We start from the raw sequence: 18,934 nt of genomic DNA, 5'->3' as shown, positions 1-18,934 counted from the left end.
ACAGTCCGAGGCGGCGGCCGTGACCTCGGGTACCGTCCGCTCGTTCTCAACTCACGTGCGAGCCAATCACGCGACCAAGGCCCTGGAAGCCGCCCGACGCGGTGTCGGCGGTACGAGCGGCGCGAGCGGGACCAGGCGTGCGGCCGGGCGGTGGCTGCCCCACCCGCACACCCTCGCGGTCGGCGGGGCACTGCTCGCACAGCTCTGGGGCTTGGGGGCGGCCGGGGCGTACGCGGCGGCGACCGACCCGCTCCCGGAGCCGGTGAGCCGTGCCGTCGGCCGCACCCTGGGCAGCGGGCGTCCCCTCGACGGCGAATCGGCCGAACGCGTCGGCGCAGCGGGCGGCCACGGATCCTCGGCCCCGGCGAGCCCCGCCGGACAACCGCCCTCGACCGCCCCCGGCCAGGCCGGCGCCCCCGGACTGCTCGGGCAGCTGACCGACTCCGCGACCGGCGCCTCCCCCGCTGCCGTCCCCGTCCCCGGCCTGGAGGACGCGACCGCGCCGGTGGACGACCTGCTGCAGGACCGGATCCGGGCGGGCGGGCTCCCGCTGCCCGGCCAACGGGCCGCCGTCCCGGACGCGTTCGCGATCGCCTCCGGACTGTTGGGCACCACTGCGGACCAGGCCCGCGGCACGGAGCCCCGTGCCTCCCGGGACGACGACCCGAGCGGAGCGCCCGAGGCCCCTGGGCGGACCGGCCCCGGCCCGGCTCGACCCGCTCCCTCCCCCGGTGGACAGCGCGGCCCGGCCGCTCCGCCGCCCGTCCAGGAGGCCGCCGACCGAACGGGCCGCACCGCCGACGGGCGCCCTGCCCCGGGCGGTTCCCGCGGCCCGGGCCCGGGGGCGGCACCGAACCGTCCGGCGGCGCCGGAGGACCTCACGCTCACCGGCGCAGCGGCCGTCGCGGCCACCGCGACGGCCGCACACGGCACTTCGGGCACCGGCACGGCCGTCCTCGCCCCCATCGCGGCCGGCCTGCTGCTCACCGGCGCCGCGATGTGCAAGCACCGGGGCCTGCCCCGCGGACACTGAGCCGATCGGACGCTGAGCAGGCCGGACACCGAGAACTCCAGGCTTGGGACCCCTACCGGAAGGTACCCGGGGGCGGGGTCGGGGAGGGGGCCGCGCCGGCGTCCGTGGCGGGGGTAGCGCCGGCGGCGAAGTCGGCCAGGGCGCGGCCGTGTTCGACCCGGCCGAGGGCGGCGTCGGTGGCCACCTTGCGACCCAGGTCGGCCAGCGGGAACGGGGTGTGGGCGCCCGCCAGGATGAGGTTGCCGAAGCGCTTGCCGCGCAGCACGGCCGGGTCCGCGACCAGGCACAGCTCGGGGAAGACCGCACCGAGGGTGGCGATCTGCGAACGGGCGAACGGCAGGGCCGCACCGTCGGCGATGTTCACCGCGTACCAGCCGCCGGGAGCGAGGGCCCGGTCGGCCAGCGCCGTGAACTCGACGGTCGTGCAGTGGGCCGGCACCCGGGCGCCGGAGAAGACGTCGGTGATCACCAGGTCGACGCTGCCCTCGGGGGTCCGCTCCAGGACGCTGCGGGCGTCGGAGCCGCGGACCTTGATCTGCCAGCCGCGCTCCAACGGGAGTTCGGTGCGGACGAGTTCGGTGAGCGCGGTGTCGATCTCGGCGACCTGCTGGCGGGAGCGGGGCCGCGTGGCCGCGACGTAGCGGGCCAGCGTGAGGGCGCCGCCGCCGAGGTGCAGCACGGTCAGGGGCCGGCCGGCCGGGGCGACCAGGTCGACCAGGTGGCCGAGGCGGCGCTGGTACTCGAAGCCCAGGTGGGTCGGGTCGGCGAGGTCGACCATCGACTGCGGGGCGCCGTCGACCAGCAGCGACCAGGCGCCGGGCCGGTCGCGGTCGGGGCGCAGCTCCGCCAGTCCGGACTCGACGGGGTGGGTGAGCGGGCCCTGCGCGTGCGTGCGGCCGCCGGGACCGGTGAGCGCGGATGGCGGTTCCGCGGTCGTACGTGCTCGGTCCGCGCCGCGATCGGCTCTGCTCTTCCGTCCCATACCGACCATTATCGCCGCAGGCCGCGAAGGCCCTCTCGGCTCGGCCGGGGTGGCGCGGAGGCCGGGGCGGGGCTCAGAACGGGCCGAGGCCGCCTGCGGTCAGGGTGCAGGCGGCCTCGCAGAGGGCCGAGCGGAGGACCCAGGAGTCGGTGGGGCGGACCGCGAGCCCGGCTCCGGTGGGGGGCATCACCCAGCGCGGGTCGGTGGCGGGCGGCATCAGGGCGCCCGCGGTACAGGAGCTGCCGGGCAGGTGCCAGCTCTCGAAGGTGCCGGCCGGGACGAGGAAGGAGACGGTGCTGCCGTTCCTGCTCTGCAGCACCGCCCCGCAGGCCCGGCGCAGCCGCAGGATGTCGACCGCCTCCAGGCCGTGCCGCAGCGCGACCGTGACCGTGTCGTAGGCGGCCACGACCCCGCCGGCGTCACCGGGCGCCGGCAGCCCGGCAGCCCCGCCGGGGCGGCGGACCGCGCCGCCGCCGCACGGGGAGCGGTCGTCGGCGGACTCGGGCAGGAGGGCCGGAACGGCGGCGGCGAGCACCCCTCCGGCGACCAGGCGGTGGTACTGCGGCACTCCGGTGGCCATCACAGGCACTCCTGTCACCTCGTCGGATCGGAAGCGGGGCCGCCCCGGCGGTGGGGGCGCCGCGACGGGCGGCAGGCCTGGGCGACGACGGGGGCTTCCACGTATCAGGACAACGCGGCGACCACTCCACAGGCCACGGGGCGCCTTACAGCAAGGCATGGCATTTCATGGCAGATCCCGGCAACAGCGCCCGGTTTGCACCGAATTGACAGCACATCCACCAAGAACAGGCTGCGGCCGGACGGTGACTGCGGGTACTGTCGGTGGCGCATCCGGAGCCCCATCCGGCCCCATCGGACGCACCCGTGGCCCGGTACGCACCCCACTCCCCCGGACCGCGTCGGCCCCACCCGCACCACGCAGCACCCGCCCCCACGCCAGCACCACCCGACACCCGCACCGCACCGCACCCCGCAGCACCCCCGCACGACCACGGAGCGCACCATGGCAGCCACCCCACCGGCCGAGCCGAACCGCCCGTCACCCAACACCGTGATGCGCGCCCTGCGCGGCGACCGCTCGCCGGGCGAGTTCGCCCTGGCCGTCCGCCGGGCCGCCCGCGAGATCGGCGAGCACGTGTCCTGCGACGCCCGCTACGTCGGCCGGGTCGAGGCCGGCGAGATCCGCTGCCCCAACTACGCCTACGAGCGCGTCTTCCGGCATATGTGGCCAGATCGCTCGCTCGCCGACCTGGGCTTCGCCCCCCGCACCGCCGTCCGCCGCCGCCCGGCGGAGGGCGGCCCGGACGCCCCGACACCCCTGCTCCACCCGCAGTTCCCGTCCCTGCCCGCCCCGCGCTCACCGTTCTCCACGCAACTCCCGTACGCTGCCTCGCCGTACGCGGAACCGCCCCCACCCGGCGGGCCACCCCCGCCGAGGCCCGTGGCGCCCCGGGGGCCCGACGGATCGCACCATTTCGACGAGGAGAACGACGACGTGCGTCGCCGTACGTTCCTGGCCGGCGGCTCGGCCGCGCTGGCCACCGTGATCGGCATCGACCGGTCGGCCGAGGCCGCCGAGCGGCCCGCCCCGAGCGGGCTCATCCCGGCCCAACCCGGCACCTTGGCACACCGGTTCGGACCGGGCGCCACCCTGTTCGACCCGGGGACGGCCTTCGTGCCCGGTCGGCCCGGGCCGGTGCCGCCACCCCGCCGCATCGGCACCGCCGAGGTGCTCGGCGTCGAGCAGGCCGTCCGGGACATCCGGCTGGCCGACGACGCACGCGGCGCCGACGCGCTGTTCGAGCGGGCCGGACAGTCGCTGCGCACCGCCTACGTGCTGCTCGACGAGGGCGAGTACAGCACCGAGACCGAGCGCAGGCTCCAGGCCGGCGCCGGTGAACTGGCCATCTCGGTCGGCTGGTTGGCACACGACTCGAACCGGCTGGCGGAGGCCCGCTCGCTCTACGCCGAGGCGCTCGCCACCGCCCGGATGGCGGGCGACGCCGCCCTGGAGGCGCACGTCTTCTGCAACAGCGCCTTCCTCGCCCGGGACGCCGGCCGCCCCCGCGAGGCCCTGCGGGCCGCCCAGGCGGGGCAGGCCGCCGCCCGGGGGCTCGACTCCGAACGGCTGCTCTCGCTGCTCGCCATGCGCGAGGCCGGCGGCTGGGCGCTGCTGCAGGACCGCACCGCCTGCGAGCGGGCACTCGCCCGTGCGTACCGGCTGTTCGACCACGGCCCGTCCGAGGCGGACCCGGAGTGGATGTCCTTCTTCGGCCGGGCGGAGATCGCCGGGCTGGAGTCGCAGTGCTGGTCCGCCCTCGGGGACTGGGACCGCGCCAGCGAACGGGCCGGGCTGGCCATAGCGCTCCAGGAGCCGCACTTCGTCCGCAACCGGGTGCTCTACACCGCCGAGTTGGCCCACGACCGGCTCGGCCGGGGGGACCTGGCCGGCGCGGCGGGCCACGGCGCGGCCGCCGTCGCCCTGTTCGGCGAGGTCCGCTCGGCCCGGATCCGGAGCATGCTCGCGGACACCGCCGAGCGGCTGCGCGGCCACGCCGCCGTGCCGGAGGTCGGCCGGTTCCTGGCCGAGTACGACCTGGCGGCGGCCGCCTGAGCGGTCGGCCCCGACACCCGGGTACCGGGGCCGACCGGCCGTCAGTGCTTCAGGCCCTCCAGGTGGCCGAGGTCGTTCCAGACCTCGACCGCCGGGGCGCCGTACTCCCAGGAGAGCACACAGAGCGCCGCCGTCCCGAGCTTGAAGCGCTGGGCGTACTCGGGCGGCAGCCCCAGCCAGCGCGCGGTGAGAATGCGCAGCAGGTGGCCGTGGGCGAAGAGCAGCACGTCGCGGTCGGCGCCGTGCATGACGGTGGTGTCCGCTTCGGGCACCCCGTGCTCGTCGTTGAGGCCGGCCAGGAAGGCGTCGACCCGGGCGGCCACCTCGCCGAGCTTCTCGCCGCCCGGCACGCCGTCCCGCCAGATCAGCCAGCCGGGCTGGTCGGTGGCGCGGATGTCCGAGCCGGTGCGGCCCTCGTAGCTGCCGTAGTCCCACTCCAGCAGCTCGGGGCGGTCCACCGCACGGTCGCCGAAGCCGGCCAGTGCGCAGGTCTCCTTGGCGCGGTCGAGCGGGCTGGTGTAGACCAGCGCGTCCGGCAGGCCGTTCCAGGGGGCCTCGGCCAGCCGGGCACCGAGCGCCCGGGCCATCGCCCGGCCCTCCTCGGTGAGCGGGATGTCGGTGCGGCCGGTGTGGCGGCCGGTGGCCGACCATTCGGTCTCGCCGTGGCGGACCAGCACGATTCGGGCGGGCATGGGAAGGCTCCTCGCAACGGGGCGGTGGCAACGGTCGGTCTCACCCTTGAGCACCGGGCTCCATGATCCCTCACCCGGGGGCGCCCCACGATCCCGCACCGGGCCGGGCCCGGCCCGCGGCACCCCGCCCCACCCGTCCCAGGCACGGCACCCCCGCCCCGGGTACCGCACCACCCCGCCCCCGGGCCGGAGATCGCCCGATCCGGCCGGTCCGGACCGGATTGTCGGACCCGGGTGCGACACTGGGCCGCACCATGAACGCCTCGACGAATGTCCCGCCCGGCGGACACCTTGAGCCGATCGCCCAGCGGCTCGCCGAGCTGCGCGGTCCGGCGCCGCAGCGCAGCCTGAACGCCCGTTCCCTCGCCGCGCTCGCCGCCAACCCGGGCTGCCACCGCCGCGCCGTGCTCGACGCCGCGGGGGTCGACAAGTCGGCGCTGGCCGCCCGGCTCGGCCGCCCCGCCCCGTTCGGGCAGTCGCCGTTCGCCATCGCGCGCGGCGTGATCTTCGAGTCCCGGCTGAAGGCGGACGGGTACACGGCCCTGCTGGAGCCGCTCCGCCGCCACCTCGGCCTCCCGGTGGACGGCGGCGCCCCGCTCGTCGTACCCGATCTGCTGCGCCGCTCGGGGCCGGCGGTCCGGGCCGAGCGCACGGCCGCCGCGCTGGCCGAGGCCGCCGCCGATCCGGACGCCTGGACGCTGCTGGACCACCCGCTGCTGCGCCTGACGGTGGCCGGGAGCTCCGCCTACCTGGAGCCGGACGCCGTGGTGGTGCACGGCGGGCGGTGCACCGTGGTCGAGATCAAGTCCTTCCCGGTCCTGGACGGCAGCGCGGACCCGGCCAAGGTCGGCGCCGCCGCCCGGCAGGCCGCCGTGTACGTGCTGGCGCTCCAGGAGACCGCCGCCGCACTGGCCAGCCGCCCGGTCGACCCGGACCCGTACCGGGAGCAGCGGCTGCCGGGCAGCCCGCGGCTGAGCGTGCTGCTGGTCTGCCCGAAGGACTTCGGCAACCGGCCCACCGCCGTCGCCGTCGACGTCCGCCGCGAGCTGGCCACCACCCGCCGCCAGCTGAGCCGGATGACCGGCATCGACCGGCTGCTGGACGCCCTGCCCCCGGGCGCCACCTTCGACCTCGCACCCGGCCGGGACGGCGCGCCGACCCGCCCCGCCGAGGCGCTGGCCGAGGCGGTCGAGGCGGTGCCCGCCGCCTACAGCCCGGACTGCCTCTCCACCTGCGAACTGGGCTTCCACTGCCGCTCCCGGGCCCGCTGCGACGACCGGGTCGAGCAGCTGGGCCGGGGCGTGCGCGGCGAGCTCGGCAGCATCCGGACGGTCACCGCGGCGCTGGCCGCCAGCACCGGCGACGGCACCGAGGAGGCCGCCGCACGCCTGGCGTACGCGGCCGCGCTGCGCGCCGAGGCGCTGGGCCGCACCGTGCGGATGGACACCGTGCCGACGGACACCGTACGAACGGACACCGTGGGGGCGAGCACCGCCGGGGCCGTCCGATGAGCCTGCTCGGCACCCTCGCCCGGCTGGAGGCCGTCCGCAGCGGCCGGGCCGAGCCGCTGGCCACCGTCCGCCACCGCCACCTCTCCGACCGCCCGATGGTCCTCGTCCCGCTGACGGCGGCCGGCGAGGCCGGTGCACCACTGGCCGTGCTGCTCGGCACCGACCGGTCCGCACCCCGGCTGCACCTCGTCCCGCAACCGCTCAACCGCACGTTGCGCTTCGACTTCCTGGCCGAGCTGGCCGCCGACCTGCTGCCGTACCTGGAGTCCTTCGGCGCCGAGGTCGAGCAGATCGAGGGCTCCGAGAAGGACCCGGAGACGGGCGAGAAGACCCAGGTCCTGCGCGAGCTGTGCGCCGACGCGCCGCAGCTGGTCGTCCCCAACAGCGCCGGCGTGCAGCACCTGGCCCTGCTCGGCCGCTCCACCCGGTTCCGCCGCACCATCGAGGACGACGATCCGGGCCCGTACCCGGCGCCGGCCCGGGTGCCGCTGCTCGGCCGCTGGCTGACCCACCTCACCGACCGGGCCCAGGTGCCGGGCACCAGCCTGCTGCTGCCGATGACCGGCCTGCTCGCCCGGCACTGGGCGACCGGCCAGAGCCACCTGGAGGACCAGCACCTGGCCGCCCAGCTCGCCTGGCACACCCCGCCGACCGGGCTGACCGGCGCCGAGGCGGCCGAGCGGGCCGAGGCCGCCCGCGACGCCCACGGCCAGCTGCTCCACCCGCCGGCCGGGCCGGCCACCGACCCGCGCTTCGACGAGCTGGTCCTCGGCCCGGCGATCGCCCGCTACGACGCCGCCGCCTCCGCCCTGGCGCACGCCGCCGGGGCCGGCGGGCCGCAGGACGCCGAGCGGGCCCGCGGCGCGGTCCGGGGCGCCGTCGAGCAGCTGCGCGCCGCGCTGGAGCAGGTGCTGCTGCCCACCTGGCACGACGTCTGGCAGGGCCTGGACCTGCTGCGCACCCTGCCGCCGGCCGGTCACCTGGAGGAGCGCTGGACGGGCGACCGCTGGTCGTACACCGGCCACCGGGACCGGCTGGCGGCCGGCGAGCCGCCGCAGCCCCGGCAGGACGACGCCGTGACGGCCGCCCGGAAGCTGGCACAGCGCGAGCGCGAGCAGGTCCGCCTGGACGTCCAGGAGGCGCTGGACGATCCGCTGGCGATGGCCGAGCACCGGCTGGCCGGCGAGGCCTTCGCGGGGGTGGTGACCGAGGTGGTGCCGGACTACGACACCTCCGGCCGCTCCCCCAAGCCGCGCCCGCTGGTGACGGTCCGCACCGAGGACCACCCGCACGCCGACCTCGGGCGCGAGGCGCACCGGGTGCACGGCCCGTCGGCGCAGAAGGCGCGGATCGCGGCGGTCGACCCGGCCGAGGGCACCATCACCCTGCGGGTGCTGTCCGGCATGGGCCGCAAGAAGGAGCCCGAGCCGGGGAGCCTGCCCGAGCCGGGTGAGCGGGTCGTCTTCACCCTGTTCGAGTTGACGGTCCGGCAGTCCGCACCGCTGCCCGATCCCGACGACACCCCGTGGACGCACGGTGGCCCGCCCGGCGCCGCCGAACCCGTGGCCCCAGCCACCGAGGAGTGGGAGTGACCCGGCAGATGAGCACCGAGCACTCCCCCGGCGCGGCCGCCGACGCCGCCGTGGCCCGGATCCTGGCGGCCACCGTCAGCCCGGCACCGGGCGCCCCGCGCGGCGTGGTGGTGGACTCGCCGCCCGGCGCCGGCAAGTCCACCCTGGTGGTGCGCGCCGCCCGGGAGCTGGTCGGGGCCGGCGAGCGGCTGATGATCGTCGCCCAGACCAACGGCCAGGTGGACGACCTGGTCGGCCGACTGGCGGAGAAGGCACCGGATCTGACCATCGGCCGGCTGCACGCGGCGGACTCCCGTCCCGGGCCCGAGGTGCTGCGGCACGCCAACGTCACGCCCTCCGACAAGGTGGCGGACCTCGCCGAACTCGACGTGGTCGTCTCGACCTCCGCCAAGTGGCAGTGGGTGAAGACCGAGGCGCCCTGGCGGCACGCGATCGTCGACGAGGCGTACCAGATGCGTTCGGACGCGCTGCTGGCCGTGGCCCGGCTGTTCGAGCGGGCGCTGTTCGTGGGGGATCCGGGCCAGTTGGACCCGTTCACCGTGGTCGGCACCGAGCAGTGGGCGGGCCTGTCCTACGACCCGTCGAGCAGTGCCGTGGTCACCCTGCTCGCGCACAACCCGCAGATCGAGCCGCACCGGCTGCCGGTCTCCTGGCGGCTGCCGGCCAGCGCGGCGCCCCTGATCTCCGGCGCGTTCTACCCGTACACGCCGTTCCGCTCCGGCACCGGCCCCCAGGACCGCCGGCTCACCGCCGCGGTGCGCCCGGACGGCTCCGCCCTGGACGCGGCCATCGACCGGGCCGCCGAACACGGCTGGTCGCTGCTGGAGCTGCCCGCCCGGCACACCGTCCGGACCGACCCGCAGGCCGTCGCCGCCGTCGCGGCCACCGTCCGGCGGCTGCTTGAGCGCGGCATCACCGCCCATTCCGAGCAGGGCTCGACCCCGCTGGCCCCGGGCCGGATCGCGGTCGGCACCGCCCACCGGGACCAGGCGGCGGCCGTCCGGGCGGCGCTGGTCAGCGCGGGTGTCCCGGTCGATCCGACGGCCGGCCCCGCGGTCACCGTCGACACCGCGAACCGGCTGCAGGGCCGTGAGTACGACGTGACGGTGGTGCTGCACCCGCTCTCCGGGCGGCCGGACGCCACCGCCTTCCACCTGGAGACCGGCCGGCTCTGCGTGCTCGCCTCCCGCCACCGGCACGCCTGCATCGTGGTGGCCCGGGCCGGCATCGCCGAGCTGCTGGACGAGCATCCGTCCACCGAGCCGGTGCAGTTGGGCGTCACGGTCAAGTTCCCCGACGGCTGGGAGGCCAACCACCAGGTGCTGCACCACCTGGCCGGGCACCGCGTACGGCTGTGACACCCCGGGCTCCGGGGGCGCCTGCGGGGTCACCGCGCGGGGGCGCGCCCCCGGCGCACCGAACGGGGCGGGCGCCGGGCGGGAATAGCGTCCTCGATCGCACCGTTCCGTTACCGGCTACCGCCGCGAGACAATGGACGACGGTCACGACCGGGCGGCGCCGTCCCCAGGAGCCGTCGTCCGCCCTCATCGATCACCCGGAGGTGTCCGTCCATGCCCGACTCCCACGCGAAGGCGTCCGACCAGAGCGGCTCGACCGCGCAGGCCGGCCCGGGCCGGGGCGCCGAGGAGGCGCCCGCCCGGCGCCTGCGCCCGGCGCAGCTGCTGTTCGAGCCGCAGGCCGCCGAGCCGGAGCCGGAGCGCTTCTTCGACCTGGAGTCGATCGACGACCCCTCCGAGCTGCTGCGCCGCTCCACCGAGCTGGCGCTGGCGTTCCGGGCGGCCGCCGAGCGGGCCACCGACTTCCAGGCGGTGGCCGCCGCGCAGCTCGCGGACACCCGCCGGTTCGACGCGCTCTCCGACGCCGAGATCGCCGACCGGGTGGACTGGACCCCGGACTACGCGGCCAGGATGATCGAGTACGGACGCAGCCTGCTCCAGCCCCGCCGCCACGACGACGGCTGACGGCTGACGGCCGACGCCCCCGGCCGGGACCGGGGAGCGGGGGATCCGGGGGGGCAGGGGGCAGAGCGGCGGGGATCCAGGGGGCACAGACCTCGCCGCTGGCATATGCGCCGGGGAGGGTACTCCGCCATCGGGCGCGTTGTCCGGCAAACCGCGCTTTCCCTCCCGGCCACCCCGGGTACACCGCAGTCTGCTGTGCGTGGACATCTGGACGTATCAATCCGTGGAGTACGTCACCGTGGCCGGGGAGGCCTGGCTCGCCTCCGCCAGTGAGTACCCGCGCAGTATGCGCGCCCTGTGGGAGTCACGCCCGTGGGCGCCCTCGGTGCTGCCCTGCGGGCGCGCCTTCGACGTGATCAGCATGCCGTCGCTGTTCGGCCGCCGGGTGCTGGACGAGCTGTGGACCTCCGGCCCCGGCTGCGGACCGGTCGCCACCTACCGCGGCCGCACGCTGCTGTTCGTCCAGCCCGGCGCGGCCGCCCGGCTTCGCCGGCTGCTGGCCTGGGAGGAGTGGGCCCGGGACGTGCCGCCGCTGCTCTGCCACGGCCGGGGCGACGCGGTGACCGTCCCGCCGGTGCAGCGGATGGTGAACAGCCCGGACTCCCCCGGGCTCGGCTCCGGGCGCTGGATCGTCGCCCCGGACAGTCGGGAACCGTGGCTGCCGGGCGCCTCGGTGGTGCTCTGGGCCTGCGTCCGGGCGACGAGGGAGCCGCTGCCGCGGGCCGTACCGGCAGCGCTGCCGGCGGGCTGAGCGGGCCGGGACGCGACGGATCCGGGCGTCCGGTATTCGATTTTGGCGGGGCCGCGGGCCACTGCTAAAGTCTTCTCTGTCAGCAGGCGCCGCTAGCTCAGTTGGTTAGAGCAGCTGACTCTTAATCAGCGGGTCCGGGGTTCGAGTCCCTGGCGGCGCACAGACAGCCGGAAGGCCCCTTGCGAAAGCGAGGGGCCTTCCGGCGTTTCCCCACACACCGACGAGGGCCGAGGGCCCCCGGGCACGCGAAGGGCCGCCGACCGGGGGCGTTCCCCGGCCGACGGCCCCGCCGGGCTCAGCGGCCGCGCAGCGAGCGGTAGCGGGCGACCAGCTCGGCGGTGGAGCTGTCCAGCGCGTCGGCGCCCTCACCGGTCAGCAGCACCGGCTCGATCCGCTTGGCGAGCACCTTGCCGAGCTCCACGCCCCACTGGTCGAAGGAGTCGATGTTCCAGATCGCGCCCTGGACGAACACCTTGTGCTCGTACAGCGCGACCAGCTGGCCGAGCACCGACGGGGTCAGCCGGGCGGCCAGCAGCGTGGTGGTCGGGTGGTTGCCCTTGAAGGTCTTGTGCGGCACCAGCTCGGCCGGCACGCCCTCGGCCTCGACCTCCTGCGGCGTCTTGCCGAAGGCCAGCGCCTGGGTCTGGGCGAAGAAGTTCGCCAGCAGCAGGTCGTGCTGGGCGACCAGGCCGGCCGGCAGGTCGGCGACCGGCTCGGCGAAGCCGATGAAGTCCGCCGGGATGACCTTGGTGCCCTGGTGCAGCAGCTGGTAGTAGGCGTGCTGGCCGTTGGTGCCGGGGGTGCCCCAGACCACCGGGCCGGTCTGCCAGGTCACCGGGTTGCCCTCGCGGTCCACCGACTTGCCGTTGGACTCCATGTCCAGCTGCTGGAGGTAGGCGGTGAACTTCGACAGGTAGTGCGAGTACGGCAGCACGGCGTGCGCCTGGGCGTCGAAGAACGCGCCGTACCAGACCCCGAGCAGGCCGAGCAGCAGCGGGACGTTCTCTTCGGCGGGCGCGGTGCGGAAGTGCTCGTCGACCAGGTGGAAGCCGTCGAGCATCTCGCGGAAGGCCGCCGGGCCGATGGCGATCATCAGCGAGAGGCCGATCGCCGAGTCGTAGGAGTAGCGGCCGCCCACCCAGTCCCAGAACTCGAACATGTTGGCGGTGTCGATGCCGAAGTCCGAGACGCCCTCGGCGTTGGTGGACAGGGCGACGAAGTGCTTCGCCACCGCCTCGGTGCCGGCGCCGAGGCCGGTGAGCAGCCAGTCGCGGGCCGAGACCGCGTTGGTGATGGTCTCGATCGTGGTGAAGGTCTTGGAGGCGACGATGAACAGCGTCTCGGCCGGGTCCAGGTCGCGGACGGCCTCGTGCAGGTCGGCGCCGTCCACGTTGGAGACGAAGCGGACGTCGAGGTCGCGCGCGGTGTAGGAGCGCAGCACCTCGTAGGCCATCGCGGGGCCGAGGTCCGAGCCGCCGATGCCGATGTTGACGACCGCCGTGATCCGCCTGCCGGTGTGGCCGCGCCACTCGCCGCCGCGGACCTGCTCGGCGAAGGCCGCCATCCGGTCGAGGACGGCGTGCACCGCGGGCACCACGTTCTCGCCGTCGACCTCGACGACGGCGCCGCGGGGGGCGCGCAGCGCGGTGTGCAGCACGGCGCGCTGCTCGGTGGTGTTGATCCTCTCGCCGCGGAACATCGCGTCCCGCAGCCTGGCCACGCCGGTGGCCTCGGCGAGCTCGCGCAGCAGCGCGAGGGTCTCGTCCGTCACCAGGTGCTTGGCGTAGTCCACGTGCAGGTCGCCGACCTGGAGGGTGAAGCGGCGGCCGCGTTCCGGGTCGGCGGCGAACAGCTCGCGCAGGTGCGTCTCGCCGAGCTCCGCCCGGTGCTTGCCGAGGGCGGCCCACTGCGGGGTGCGGTCCAGCGGGGTACGGGAGTCGGCACGGGTCTCCGACATCGGTGGCTCCTCGATTCATCTGGGTGCAGATACCGGCAGGGCCAGGCGGGAGGGTTTTCGCGAGGTCGTGCGGGTACTGGCTGGTGCGCCGACTCCGTTGACGGCCTGCCCGGGGTCAGCCTATGCAACGCGGGGACCGGGTGCGCACATTCCGTTCGGTCACGTCCGGTCGCGGCTCGCCGGCCCGGTCCGGACGGCCCGTCACTTCCGTTCGGAGCGCAGGTCGAGCCCGCGGAGCACCTGGTCGACAAGCTCCGGGTCGGCCCCGAGCTCGCTGCGGGCGGCCAGCATCTCGCGCCGGGAGGCGGCGATCATCTCCTGCTCGACGGTGTACGCGGCGCGCCACTGGCCGAGCCGCAGCTTCGCCTCGGAGGCCTCCTCCTCGGCGTACTTCTCCGGGCAGAGCCGGGCCAGCCGGTCGTGCTGACGGTCCCGCAGGCGGTCGGCCACCTCGGCGGGCAGGTTGTCCTGCTCCTCCAGTTCGCCGAGCCGGGTCAGTCCGGCCTTGGCGGCCCGCCACCAGAGCTGGCGCACCGCCTGTTCGTGCTTGTCCTGGTCGATGTCCAGGTGCAGCCGCTTGGCCAGCCAGGGCAGCGTGAGGCCTTGGACCAGCAGGGTGAACAGGACGACGCTGAAGGCGATGAAGACCAGTCGGCCGCGCTCGGGGAAGCCCTCGCCGGAGTGGTCGGTCAGCGGGATGGCCAGGGCGAGGGCGACGGTGGCCACCCCGCGCATCCCGGACCACCAGAGCACCACGCTCTCCTGCCAGCTGATCGGGGTGTCCTCCTCGGAGCCGGCCCGCAGCCGCTTGGAGAGCCAGCCGGCCGGCAGCAGCCAGAGCAGCCGGACCACGACCACGACGGCGATGACGGTGGCCGCGTCGCCGAGCATGCCGGTCCAGCCGGTGCCGGCCTCCTTGAGGACGGTGGCCAGCTCCAGGCCGATCAGGCCGAAGGCGACGCCGGTGATCAGGATCTCGACGATCTCCCAGAAGGCGTTGCCGACCAGCCGGTAGGAGACCGCGTCGGCCTCGGCGGCCCGTTCGGCGAGGTAGAGCGCGCAGACCACGACGGCGAGCACGCCGGAGCCGTGGATCTCCTCGGCCAGGGTGTAGGCCGCGAAGGGCACCAGCAGGTTGAGCGCGACCTGCTGGGTCGGGTCCTCCAGGAAGGAGGCGAGCCTGGCGTTGAGCCAGCCGAGGGCGACACCGACGGCGACGGCGACCACAGCCGAGAGCACGAAGCGCAGGACGGCGTGGTCGATGGAGAAGTCGTCGGAGACCACCGCGTCGATGGCCAGCGAGTAGATCACGATCGCGGTGACGTCGTTGAACAGGCCCTCGCTCTCCAGGATCGACACCAGTCGGCGGGGCAGCCCGACGCTGCCGGCCACCGCGACGGCGGCGACCGGGTCGGGCGGCGAGACCAGCGCGCCGACGGCGATGGCGGCCGCGACGGGCAGCGCGGGCAGCAGCCAGTGGACGGTGCCGGCCACCGCGATCGTGGTGACCACGACGAGGGCGACGGCGAGCAGCAGGATGGAGCGGACGTTCGCCCGGAAGTAGCGGACCGAGGAGCGCCGGGCGACGGCGAAGATCAGCGGCGGCAGGACCAGCGGCAGGATCAGGTCGGGGTCGATGGCGATGTCGGGGATCTGCGGGATCACCGCCATGACGATGCCGAGCAGGGTCATCAGCACGGGTTGCGGTACGCCGGTCCGGCGGGCCAGCGGCATGGTCACCACGGAGGCGAGCAGCACCAGGAAGAGCAGGGGCAGCTGGCCCACGGGGAGGTTCCTCTCGGTGGCGATCAGACGTGCGCGGCCGGACGAGGTCCGGACCGCCGCCAAGGATAAATCTGACAATGCACCCGACTGTCGCAACACGCCGAGTAGGGGTTGACCTCAAGCCCACTTCAAATCCGATCATCACGGGAGCGGATCACGTCCCGGCAGAGAGGCAGGAACTTCCCATGAAGGCAGTCACCGTTCCCGAGTTCGGCGGCCCGGAGGTACTGCGGGTCGCCGAGGTGCCCACGCCCTCGGCCGGGCCCGGCGAGGTGCGGGTGCGGGTCTACGCGGCCGGGGTGCAGCCCGCCGACCTCGCCGTCCGGGAGGGCCGGACCCCGCCGGGCGTCGTGGTCGAGCCGCCGGTCGTCCCGGGCAACGAGTTCGCCGGGGTGGTCGACCAGGTCGGCCCCGGCGGCGCCGGCTGGAAGGTCGGCGACGAGGTGCTGGGCTTCCGGCTGCTCCGCAGCTACGCCGAGTTCGTCACGGTGGACGGCACCCAGCTGGTCGCCAAGCCGTCCGGCATGCCCTGGGAGCAGGCCGGATCGCTCTCCGCCTCGGGCCAGACCGCCCACACCGGGCTCACCGCGCTGAAGGTCGGCAAGGGCGACACCGTACTGGTCCACGGCGCCGCCGGCGGCGTCGGCACGGTCGCCGTCCAGCTCGCCCGGGCGTGGGGCGCCACGGTGATCGGCACGGCGAGCGAGCGCAACCACGACTACCTGCGCGAGCTGGGCGCGATACCGGTGGTCTACGGCGAGGGTCTGGTCGAGCGGGTGCGCGCGGTGGCGCCGCAGGGTGTGGACGCGGCCTTCGACGCCGCCGGGCGCGGCGCCCTGGAGGCCTCCGTCGAGCTGGTCGCCGACCGCGACCGGATCGCCACCATCACCGACTTCCCCACCGCCGGCCGGCTCGGACTGCGCGCCCTGCGCGCCGAGCGGAACGCCGCCCGGCTGGCCGAGCTGGTCGGGCTCTGGGAGAACGGCGGGCTGCGGCTGGAGATCGCCGACACCTTCCCGCTGGGGCGCGCCGCCGACGCGCACCGCCTGGTCGCCGGCGGGCACGTCCGGGGCAAGGTCGTGCTGGTGCCCTGAGGGCCGGCCCCCGACCCGGCCCGATTTCGAGTTTCAGCCGCTGACCAGGTAATGTCTTCCTCGTCAGCAGGCGCCGCTAGCTCAGTTGGTTAGAGCAGCTGACTCTTAATCAGCGGGTCCGGGGTTCGAGTCCCTGGCGGCGCACAGACAGCCGGAAGGCCCCTTGCGAAAGCGAGGGGCCTTCCGGCGTTTCCCCGCGCCCCCGCGGGGGCGCGGGGCGGCGAACCGGTCAGTGCGGGATGGCGGCGATCAGTTCGGACGCCCCCTGCCGCTTCAGCGCGAGGGCCGTCGCGGTGCCGAGGTCCTCGGGGGTGAGCGAGCCGGCCCACTCGTGGGCGTCCAGGATCCGCTTGCCGTCCGGGGAGAACACCCGGCCGCGCAGCGAGAGCCGGCCGTCCGGCTCGGCCTTGGCGTAGCCGGCGATGGGCGAGTTGCAGTGGCCCTGGAGGACGTGCAGGAACATCCGCTCGGCGCTCGCCTCGCGCCAGGTCTCGTGGTGGCCGAGGCCGGTCACGGCCTCGATGGTGGCGGTGTCCTCCTCCCGGCACTGGAGGGCGAGGACGCCCGCGCCGATCGGCGGGCACATCGTCTCGACCGGGAGGATCTCGGTGATCCGCGCCTGCTCCCCGATCCGCTCCAGGCCGGAGGCGGCCAGCAGCAGCGCGTCGGCGTCCCCGGCGGCCAGCTTGGCCAGCCGGCTGTTGGCGTTGCCGCGGATCGGCACGCAGGCCAGATGCGGGTGCGAGGCGGCGAGCTGGGCCTGGCGGCGGACCGAGGAGGTGCCGATCCGGGAGCCGCCCGGGAGCTCGTCGAGGGTGAGCCCGCCCGGGTGGACGACCGCGTCGCGGATGTCGTCGCGCCGCAGGTAGGCCGCGAAGACCGTCCCGGCGGGCAGCGGGCGGTCGGCGGGCACGTCCTTGAGGCAGTGCACCGCGAGGTCCGCCTCCCCGGCGAGCAGCGCCTCGTCCACCTCCTTGGTGAAGGCGCCCTTCCCGCCGAGTCGCGCCAGATCGCCCATCCAGCGGTCCCCGGAGGTGGTCACCGGGACGACCTCCGTCCGCAGCCCCGGGTGCAGGGCGGCGAGCTCGGCCCGGACGCGCTCGACCTGCGCGAGCGCCATCGGCGAGGAACGGGAGACGATGCGGATCAACTGAGCTGAGGCCATGGATGGATGATAGGTCGTCATTTCGCGGCGGATTGCTTCGGGCTTGCTGGACACGCCGGTCCCCGGGGCGCGGCGGCCGCCCCGGGGACCGGACGGTGTTCACCGGGTGGCGCGCACGGCCGGGAAGCCGTGCCGGCGGGCGGCGACGACCACCGCGAGGACCGGGGCCATCAGCGCCAGCACCGTCCAGGGGAAGGTGTCCGAGCCGAAGCGGTCGAGGAGCAGGCCGCCGACCACCCCGCCGCCCGCCATCGCCGCGTTCCAGAGCGTGACCAGCATCGCCTGGGCGGCGTCGGCGTGCTCGGCGCCCGCGTCACCGACGGCCGTCTGCAGCAGGGTGGGGATCCCGCCCCAGCCGAGGCCCCAGAGCACCGCCGCGAGGTGGACCAGCAGCGGGCTGCCGGCCGTGACCGCCAGCACCGCGGCCGCCGCCGCGACCAGCAGGGTGCTCGCGACGGTGAGCGTGCGCAGCCGGCGGTGGATGTGGGCACCGGTGAACCAGATGCCCACCAGCGAGGCGACGCCGAAGGCCAGCAGGACGGCGTCGGTGGAGCCGCCCATCCCGAGCCGGTCCAGGAACGGGGCTATGTAGGTGTAGAGGACGGTGTGGGCCAGCACGAAGACGAAGGTGGTGAACAGCACCGGCAGCACCCCCGGAACGGCGAGGGCCCGCAGGACCGGGGTCCGTTCGGCCCGCTCCTGGCCGGGGTGGTCGGGCACCGCCGCCGCGATCCAGGCGATCACGCCGACGGCCAGCACGGTCATGATCAGGAACGCCACCCACCAGCCGAGCAGCTTGCCGAGGAAGGTCCCGGCCGGGACGCCCAGGGACAGCGCGAGCGGTGCGCCGGTCATCGCGATGGCGATCGCCTTGCCCTGGAGCGGCACCGGGGCCAGTCGGCGGGCGTACCCGGCGAGCAGCGCCCAGGCGAGGCCGGCCGCGACCCCGGCGACGAACCGGGCGGCCATGGTCAGCGGGTAGCTGCCGGAGAGGGCGGTGACGGTGTTGGCCGCGGCGAACCCGGCCATCGCGCTGAGCAGCAGCCGCTTGCGGGGCCACCCCGCGGTGGCCGCGGTGAGCGGGATGGCGGTGGCCGCCGTGCCGATCGCGTAGATGGTGACCGACTGACCGGCGGCGGACTCGCTCACCCCGAGGTCGGCGCTCATCGCGGGCAGGACGCCGGCGGGCAGGGTCTCGGTGAGGGCCGTGATGAAGACGGCGGTGGCCAGCGCCAGCAGGGCCGGCACGGGAAGTCCCCGCTGGTCTACGGTGGTTGGTAGCTCTGTGGTCCGCATGGCGACTATGCTCGAACCCTCACATTGATGTGAGGGTCAACGTGCTCGGCTGTGGGGTGGGTCACATGCGGATCGGGGAGCTGTCCGAGCGGACCGGGACGTCCCGGCGACTGCTGCGCTACTACGAGGAGCAGGGCCTGATCCTGGCCGACCGCTCCCCCAACGGCTACCGCGAGTACGACGGGCCCTCGGTCGACCGGGTGCTGCAGATCCGCGGGCTGCTCGACTCCGGCCTGCCGACCCGCATCATCAAACAGATCCTGCCCTGTCTGGACAAGCCCCGGATCATCCACTTCCCGGACGCCACCCCGGAGATGATCGCCACCCTGGAGCACGAGCTGGCCGGGATGAGCGAGCGGATCCGGTTCCTCACCCGCAACCGGGACGCGATCGCCGAGTACCTGGAGGCGGTCCGGGTGGACCGCTGACCGGTGCCGGGACGACACCGGGCGCCGGAGG

At 75.2% G+C, this 18,934-nt stretch carries 16 protein-coding genes and 2 tRNA genes; 11 read left to right on the top strand and 7 right to left on the bottom strand.

From position 1 onward, the window contains the following. Window positions 1-55 precede the first annotated feature (55 nt). A complete protein-coding gene (locus ACIGZJ_RS32430; RefSeq protein WP_396460640.1) occupies window positions 56-1,033 on the top strand; it encodes a hypothetical protein in 978 nt (325 codons plus the stop codon). Window positions 1,034-1,085: 52 nt separating this feature from the next. Here ACIGZJ_RS32430 and ACIGZJ_RS32425 read toward each other — a convergent pair whose 3' ends face one another. Further along, complete coding sequence (locus tag ACIGZJ_RS32425) at window positions 1,086-2,015, bottom strand: spermidine synthase (RefSeq protein WP_396460639.1); 930 nt, start codon at window positions 2,013-2,015, stop codon at window positions 1,086-1,088. Between the two features lie 73 nt (window positions 2,016-2,088). Next, entirely contained in the window at window positions 2,089-2,595 is a 507-nt protein-coding gene (locus tag ACIGZJ_RS32420) for a hypothetical protein (RefSeq protein ID WP_396460638.1), read from the bottom strand. A 444-nt stretch (window positions 2,596-3,039) separates the two neighbouring features. Here ACIGZJ_RS32420 and ACIGZJ_RS32415 point away from each other — a divergent pair, with 444 nt between their 5' ends. Next, window positions 3,040-4,650 (top strand): tetratricopeptide repeat protein, encoded by a 1,611-nt coding sequence (locus tag ACIGZJ_RS32415; protein WP_396460637.1) that lies wholly within the window; start codon window positions 3,040-3,042, stop codon window positions 4,648-4,650. A gap of 41 nt (window positions 4,651-4,691) precedes the next feature. Here the strand turns inward: ACIGZJ_RS32415 and ACIGZJ_RS32410 are convergent, their stop codons facing one another. After that, window positions 4,692-5,342: a histidine phosphatase family protein gene (locus ACIGZJ_RS32410; RefSeq protein WP_392938970.1), complete on the bottom strand. Its 651-nt coding sequence runs from the start codon at window positions 5,340-5,342 to the stop codon at window positions 4,692-4,694. A 254-nt stretch (window positions 5,343-5,596) separates the two neighbouring features. On the opposite strand from ACIGZJ_RS32410, the gene ACIGZJ_RS32405 reads away from it, so the two are divergent. From ACIGZJ_RS32405 to ACIGZJ_RS32380, 6 genes are all read left to right on the top strand, one after another. Beyond that, a complete protein-coding gene (locus ACIGZJ_RS32405) occupies window positions 5,597-6,853 on the top strand; it encodes a hypothetical protein (RefSeq protein WP_396460636.1) in 1,257 nt (418 codons plus the stop codon). Continuing rightward, window positions 6,850-8,445, top strand: coding sequence for a hypothetical protein (locus ACIGZJ_RS32400; RefSeq protein WP_396460635.1), 1,596 nt, complete (start codon window positions 6,850-6,852; stop codon window positions 8,443-8,445). Before ACIGZJ_RS32405 ends, ACIGZJ_RS32400 begins: the two co-directional genes overlap by 4 nt. An 8-nt stretch (window positions 8,446-8,453) precedes the next feature. After that, a complete protein-coding gene (locus ACIGZJ_RS32395) occupies window positions 8,454-9,803 on the top strand; it encodes an AAA domain-containing protein (protein ID WP_396460656.1) in 1,350 nt (449 codons plus the stop codon). 213 nt (window positions 9,804-10,016) lie between these two features. Continuing rightward, complete coding sequence (locus tag ACIGZJ_RS32390) at window positions 10,017-10,427, top strand: hypothetical protein (RefSeq protein WP_392938964.1); 411 nt, start codon at window positions 10,017-10,019, stop codon at window positions 10,425-10,427. A 199-nt stretch (window positions 10,428-10,626) separates the two neighbouring features. Then, window positions 10,627-11,178 (top strand): bifunctional DNA primase/polymerase, encoded by a 552-nt coding sequence (locus tag ACIGZJ_RS32385; RefSeq protein WP_396460634.1) that lies wholly within the window; start codon window positions 10,627-10,629, stop codon window positions 11,176-11,178. An 86-nt stretch (window positions 11,179-11,264) separates the two neighbouring features. Beyond that, window positions 11,265-11,338 (top strand) — tRNA-Lys (locus ACIGZJ_RS32380). Between the two features lie 135 nt (window positions 11,339-11,473). On the opposite strand, the gene pgi is transcribed toward ACIGZJ_RS32380, so the two are convergent. Both pgi and ACIGZJ_RS32370 read right to left on the bottom strand, forming a co-directional pair. Next, window positions 11,474-13,135 (bottom strand): glucose-6-phosphate isomerase, encoded by a 1,662-nt coding sequence (gene pgi / locus ACIGZJ_RS32375; protein WP_396460633.1) that lies wholly within the window; start codon window positions 13,133-13,135, stop codon window positions 11,474-11,476. 201 nt (window positions 13,136-13,336) lie between these two features. Continuing rightward, window positions 13,337-14,920: a Na+/H+ antiporter gene (locus ACIGZJ_RS32370; protein WP_396460632.1), complete on the bottom strand. Its 1,584-nt coding sequence runs from the start codon at window positions 14,918-14,920 to the stop codon at window positions 13,337-13,339. A 185-nt stretch (window positions 14,921-15,105) separates the two neighbouring features. Between ACIGZJ_RS32370 and ACIGZJ_RS32365 the strand changes: the two genes are divergently transcribed. Both ACIGZJ_RS32365 and ACIGZJ_RS32360 read left to right on the top strand, forming a co-directional pair. Then, on the top strand, window positions 15,106-16,014 hold the full coding sequence (locus tag ACIGZJ_RS32365) for an NADP-dependent oxidoreductase (RefSeq protein ID WP_396460631.1): 909 nt from the start codon (window positions 15,106-15,108) through the stop codon (window positions 16,012-16,014). A gap of 70 nt (window positions 16,015-16,084) precedes the next feature. Beyond that, a tRNA-Lys gene (locus ACIGZJ_RS32360) sits at window positions 16,085-16,158 on the top strand. Between the two features lie 85 nt (window positions 16,159-16,243). Here ACIGZJ_RS32360 and hemC read toward each other — a convergent pair. Together hemC and ACIGZJ_RS32350 are read right to left on the bottom strand one after the other, a co-directional pair. Next, a complete protein-coding gene (gene hemC, locus ACIGZJ_RS32355; protein WP_396460630.1) occupies window positions 16,244-17,179 on the bottom strand; it encodes a hydroxymethylbilane synthase in 936 nt (311 codons plus the stop codon). A 99-nt stretch (window positions 17,180-17,278) separates the two neighbouring features. Next, window positions 17,279-18,475, bottom strand: coding sequence for an MFS transporter (locus ACIGZJ_RS32350; protein ID WP_396460629.1), 1,197 nt, complete (start codon window positions 18,473-18,475; stop codon window positions 17,279-17,281). A 65-nt stretch (window positions 18,476-18,540) separates the two neighbouring features. On the opposite strand from ACIGZJ_RS32350, the gene ACIGZJ_RS32345 reads away from it, so the two are divergent. Continuing rightward, window positions 18,541-18,903: a MerR family transcriptional regulator gene (locus ACIGZJ_RS32345; protein WP_396460628.1), complete on the top strand. Its 363-nt coding sequence runs from the start codon at window positions 18,541-18,543 to the stop codon at window positions 18,901-18,903. Window positions 18,904-18,934: the final 31 nt, after the last annotated feature.

The sequence above is a fragment of the Kitasatospora sp. NPDC052868 genome (assembly GCF_044547105.1).
GTDB lineage: Bacteria > Actinomycetota > Actinomycetes > Streptomycetales > Streptomycetaceae > Kitasatospora.
Note: the sequence above shows the minus strand (reverse complement) of the source record. Positions and strands in the feature narration are given on the sequence as shown.

Bases quoted from the DNA above. Each gene is read 5' to 3' on its own strand.
- ACIGZJ_RS32425 (WP_396460639.1), bottom strand. From the start codon at position 2,015: ATGGGACGGAAGAGCAGAGCCGATCGCGGCGCGGACCGAGCACGTACG.
- ACIGZJ_RS32420 (WP_396460638.1), bottom strand. From the start codon at position 2,595: ATGGCCACCGGAGTGCCGCAGTACCACCGCCTGGTCGCCGGAGGGGTG.
- ACIGZJ_RS32415 (WP_396460637.1), top strand. From the start codon at position 3,040: ATGGCAGCCACCCCACCGGCCGAGCCGAACCGCCCGTCACCCAACACC.
- ACIGZJ_RS32410 (WP_392938970.1), bottom strand. From the start codon at position 5,342: ATGCCCGCCCGAATCGTGCTGGTCCGCCACGGCGAGACCGAATGGTCG.
- ACIGZJ_RS32405 (WP_396460636.1), top strand. From the start codon at position 5,597: ATGAACGCCTCGACGAATGTCCCGCCCGGCGGACACCTTGAGCCGATC.
- ACIGZJ_RS32400 (WP_396460635.1), top strand. From the start codon at position 6,850: ATGAGCCTGCTCGGCACCCTCGCCCGGCTGGAGGCCGTCCGCAGCGGC.
- ACIGZJ_RS32395 (WP_396460656.1), top strand. From the start codon at position 8,454: ATGAGCACCGAGCACTCCCCCGGCGCGGCCGCCGACGCCGCCGTGGCC.
- ACIGZJ_RS32390 (WP_392938964.1), top strand. From the start codon at position 10,017: ATGCCCGACTCCCACGCGAAGGCGTCCGACCAGAGCGGCTCGACCGCG.
- pgi (WP_396460633.1), bottom strand. From the start codon at position 13,135: ATGTCGGAGACCCGTGCCGACTCCCGTACCCCGCTGGACCGCACCCCG.
- ACIGZJ_RS32365 (WP_396460631.1), top strand. From the start codon at position 15,106: ATGAAGGCAGTCACCGTTCCCGAGTTCGGCGGCCCGGAGGTACTGCGG.
- hemC (WP_396460630.1), bottom strand. From the start codon at position 17,179: ATGGCCTCAGCTCAGTTGATCCGCATCGTCTCCCGTTCCTCGCCGATG.
- ACIGZJ_RS32350 (WP_396460629.1), bottom strand. From the start codon at position 18,475: ATGCGGACCACAGAGCTACCAACCACCGTAGACCAGCGGGGACTTCCC.
- ACIGZJ_RS32345 (WP_396460628.1), top strand. From the start codon at position 18,541: ATGCGGATCGGGGAGCTGTCCGAGCGGACCGGGACGTCCCGGCGACTG.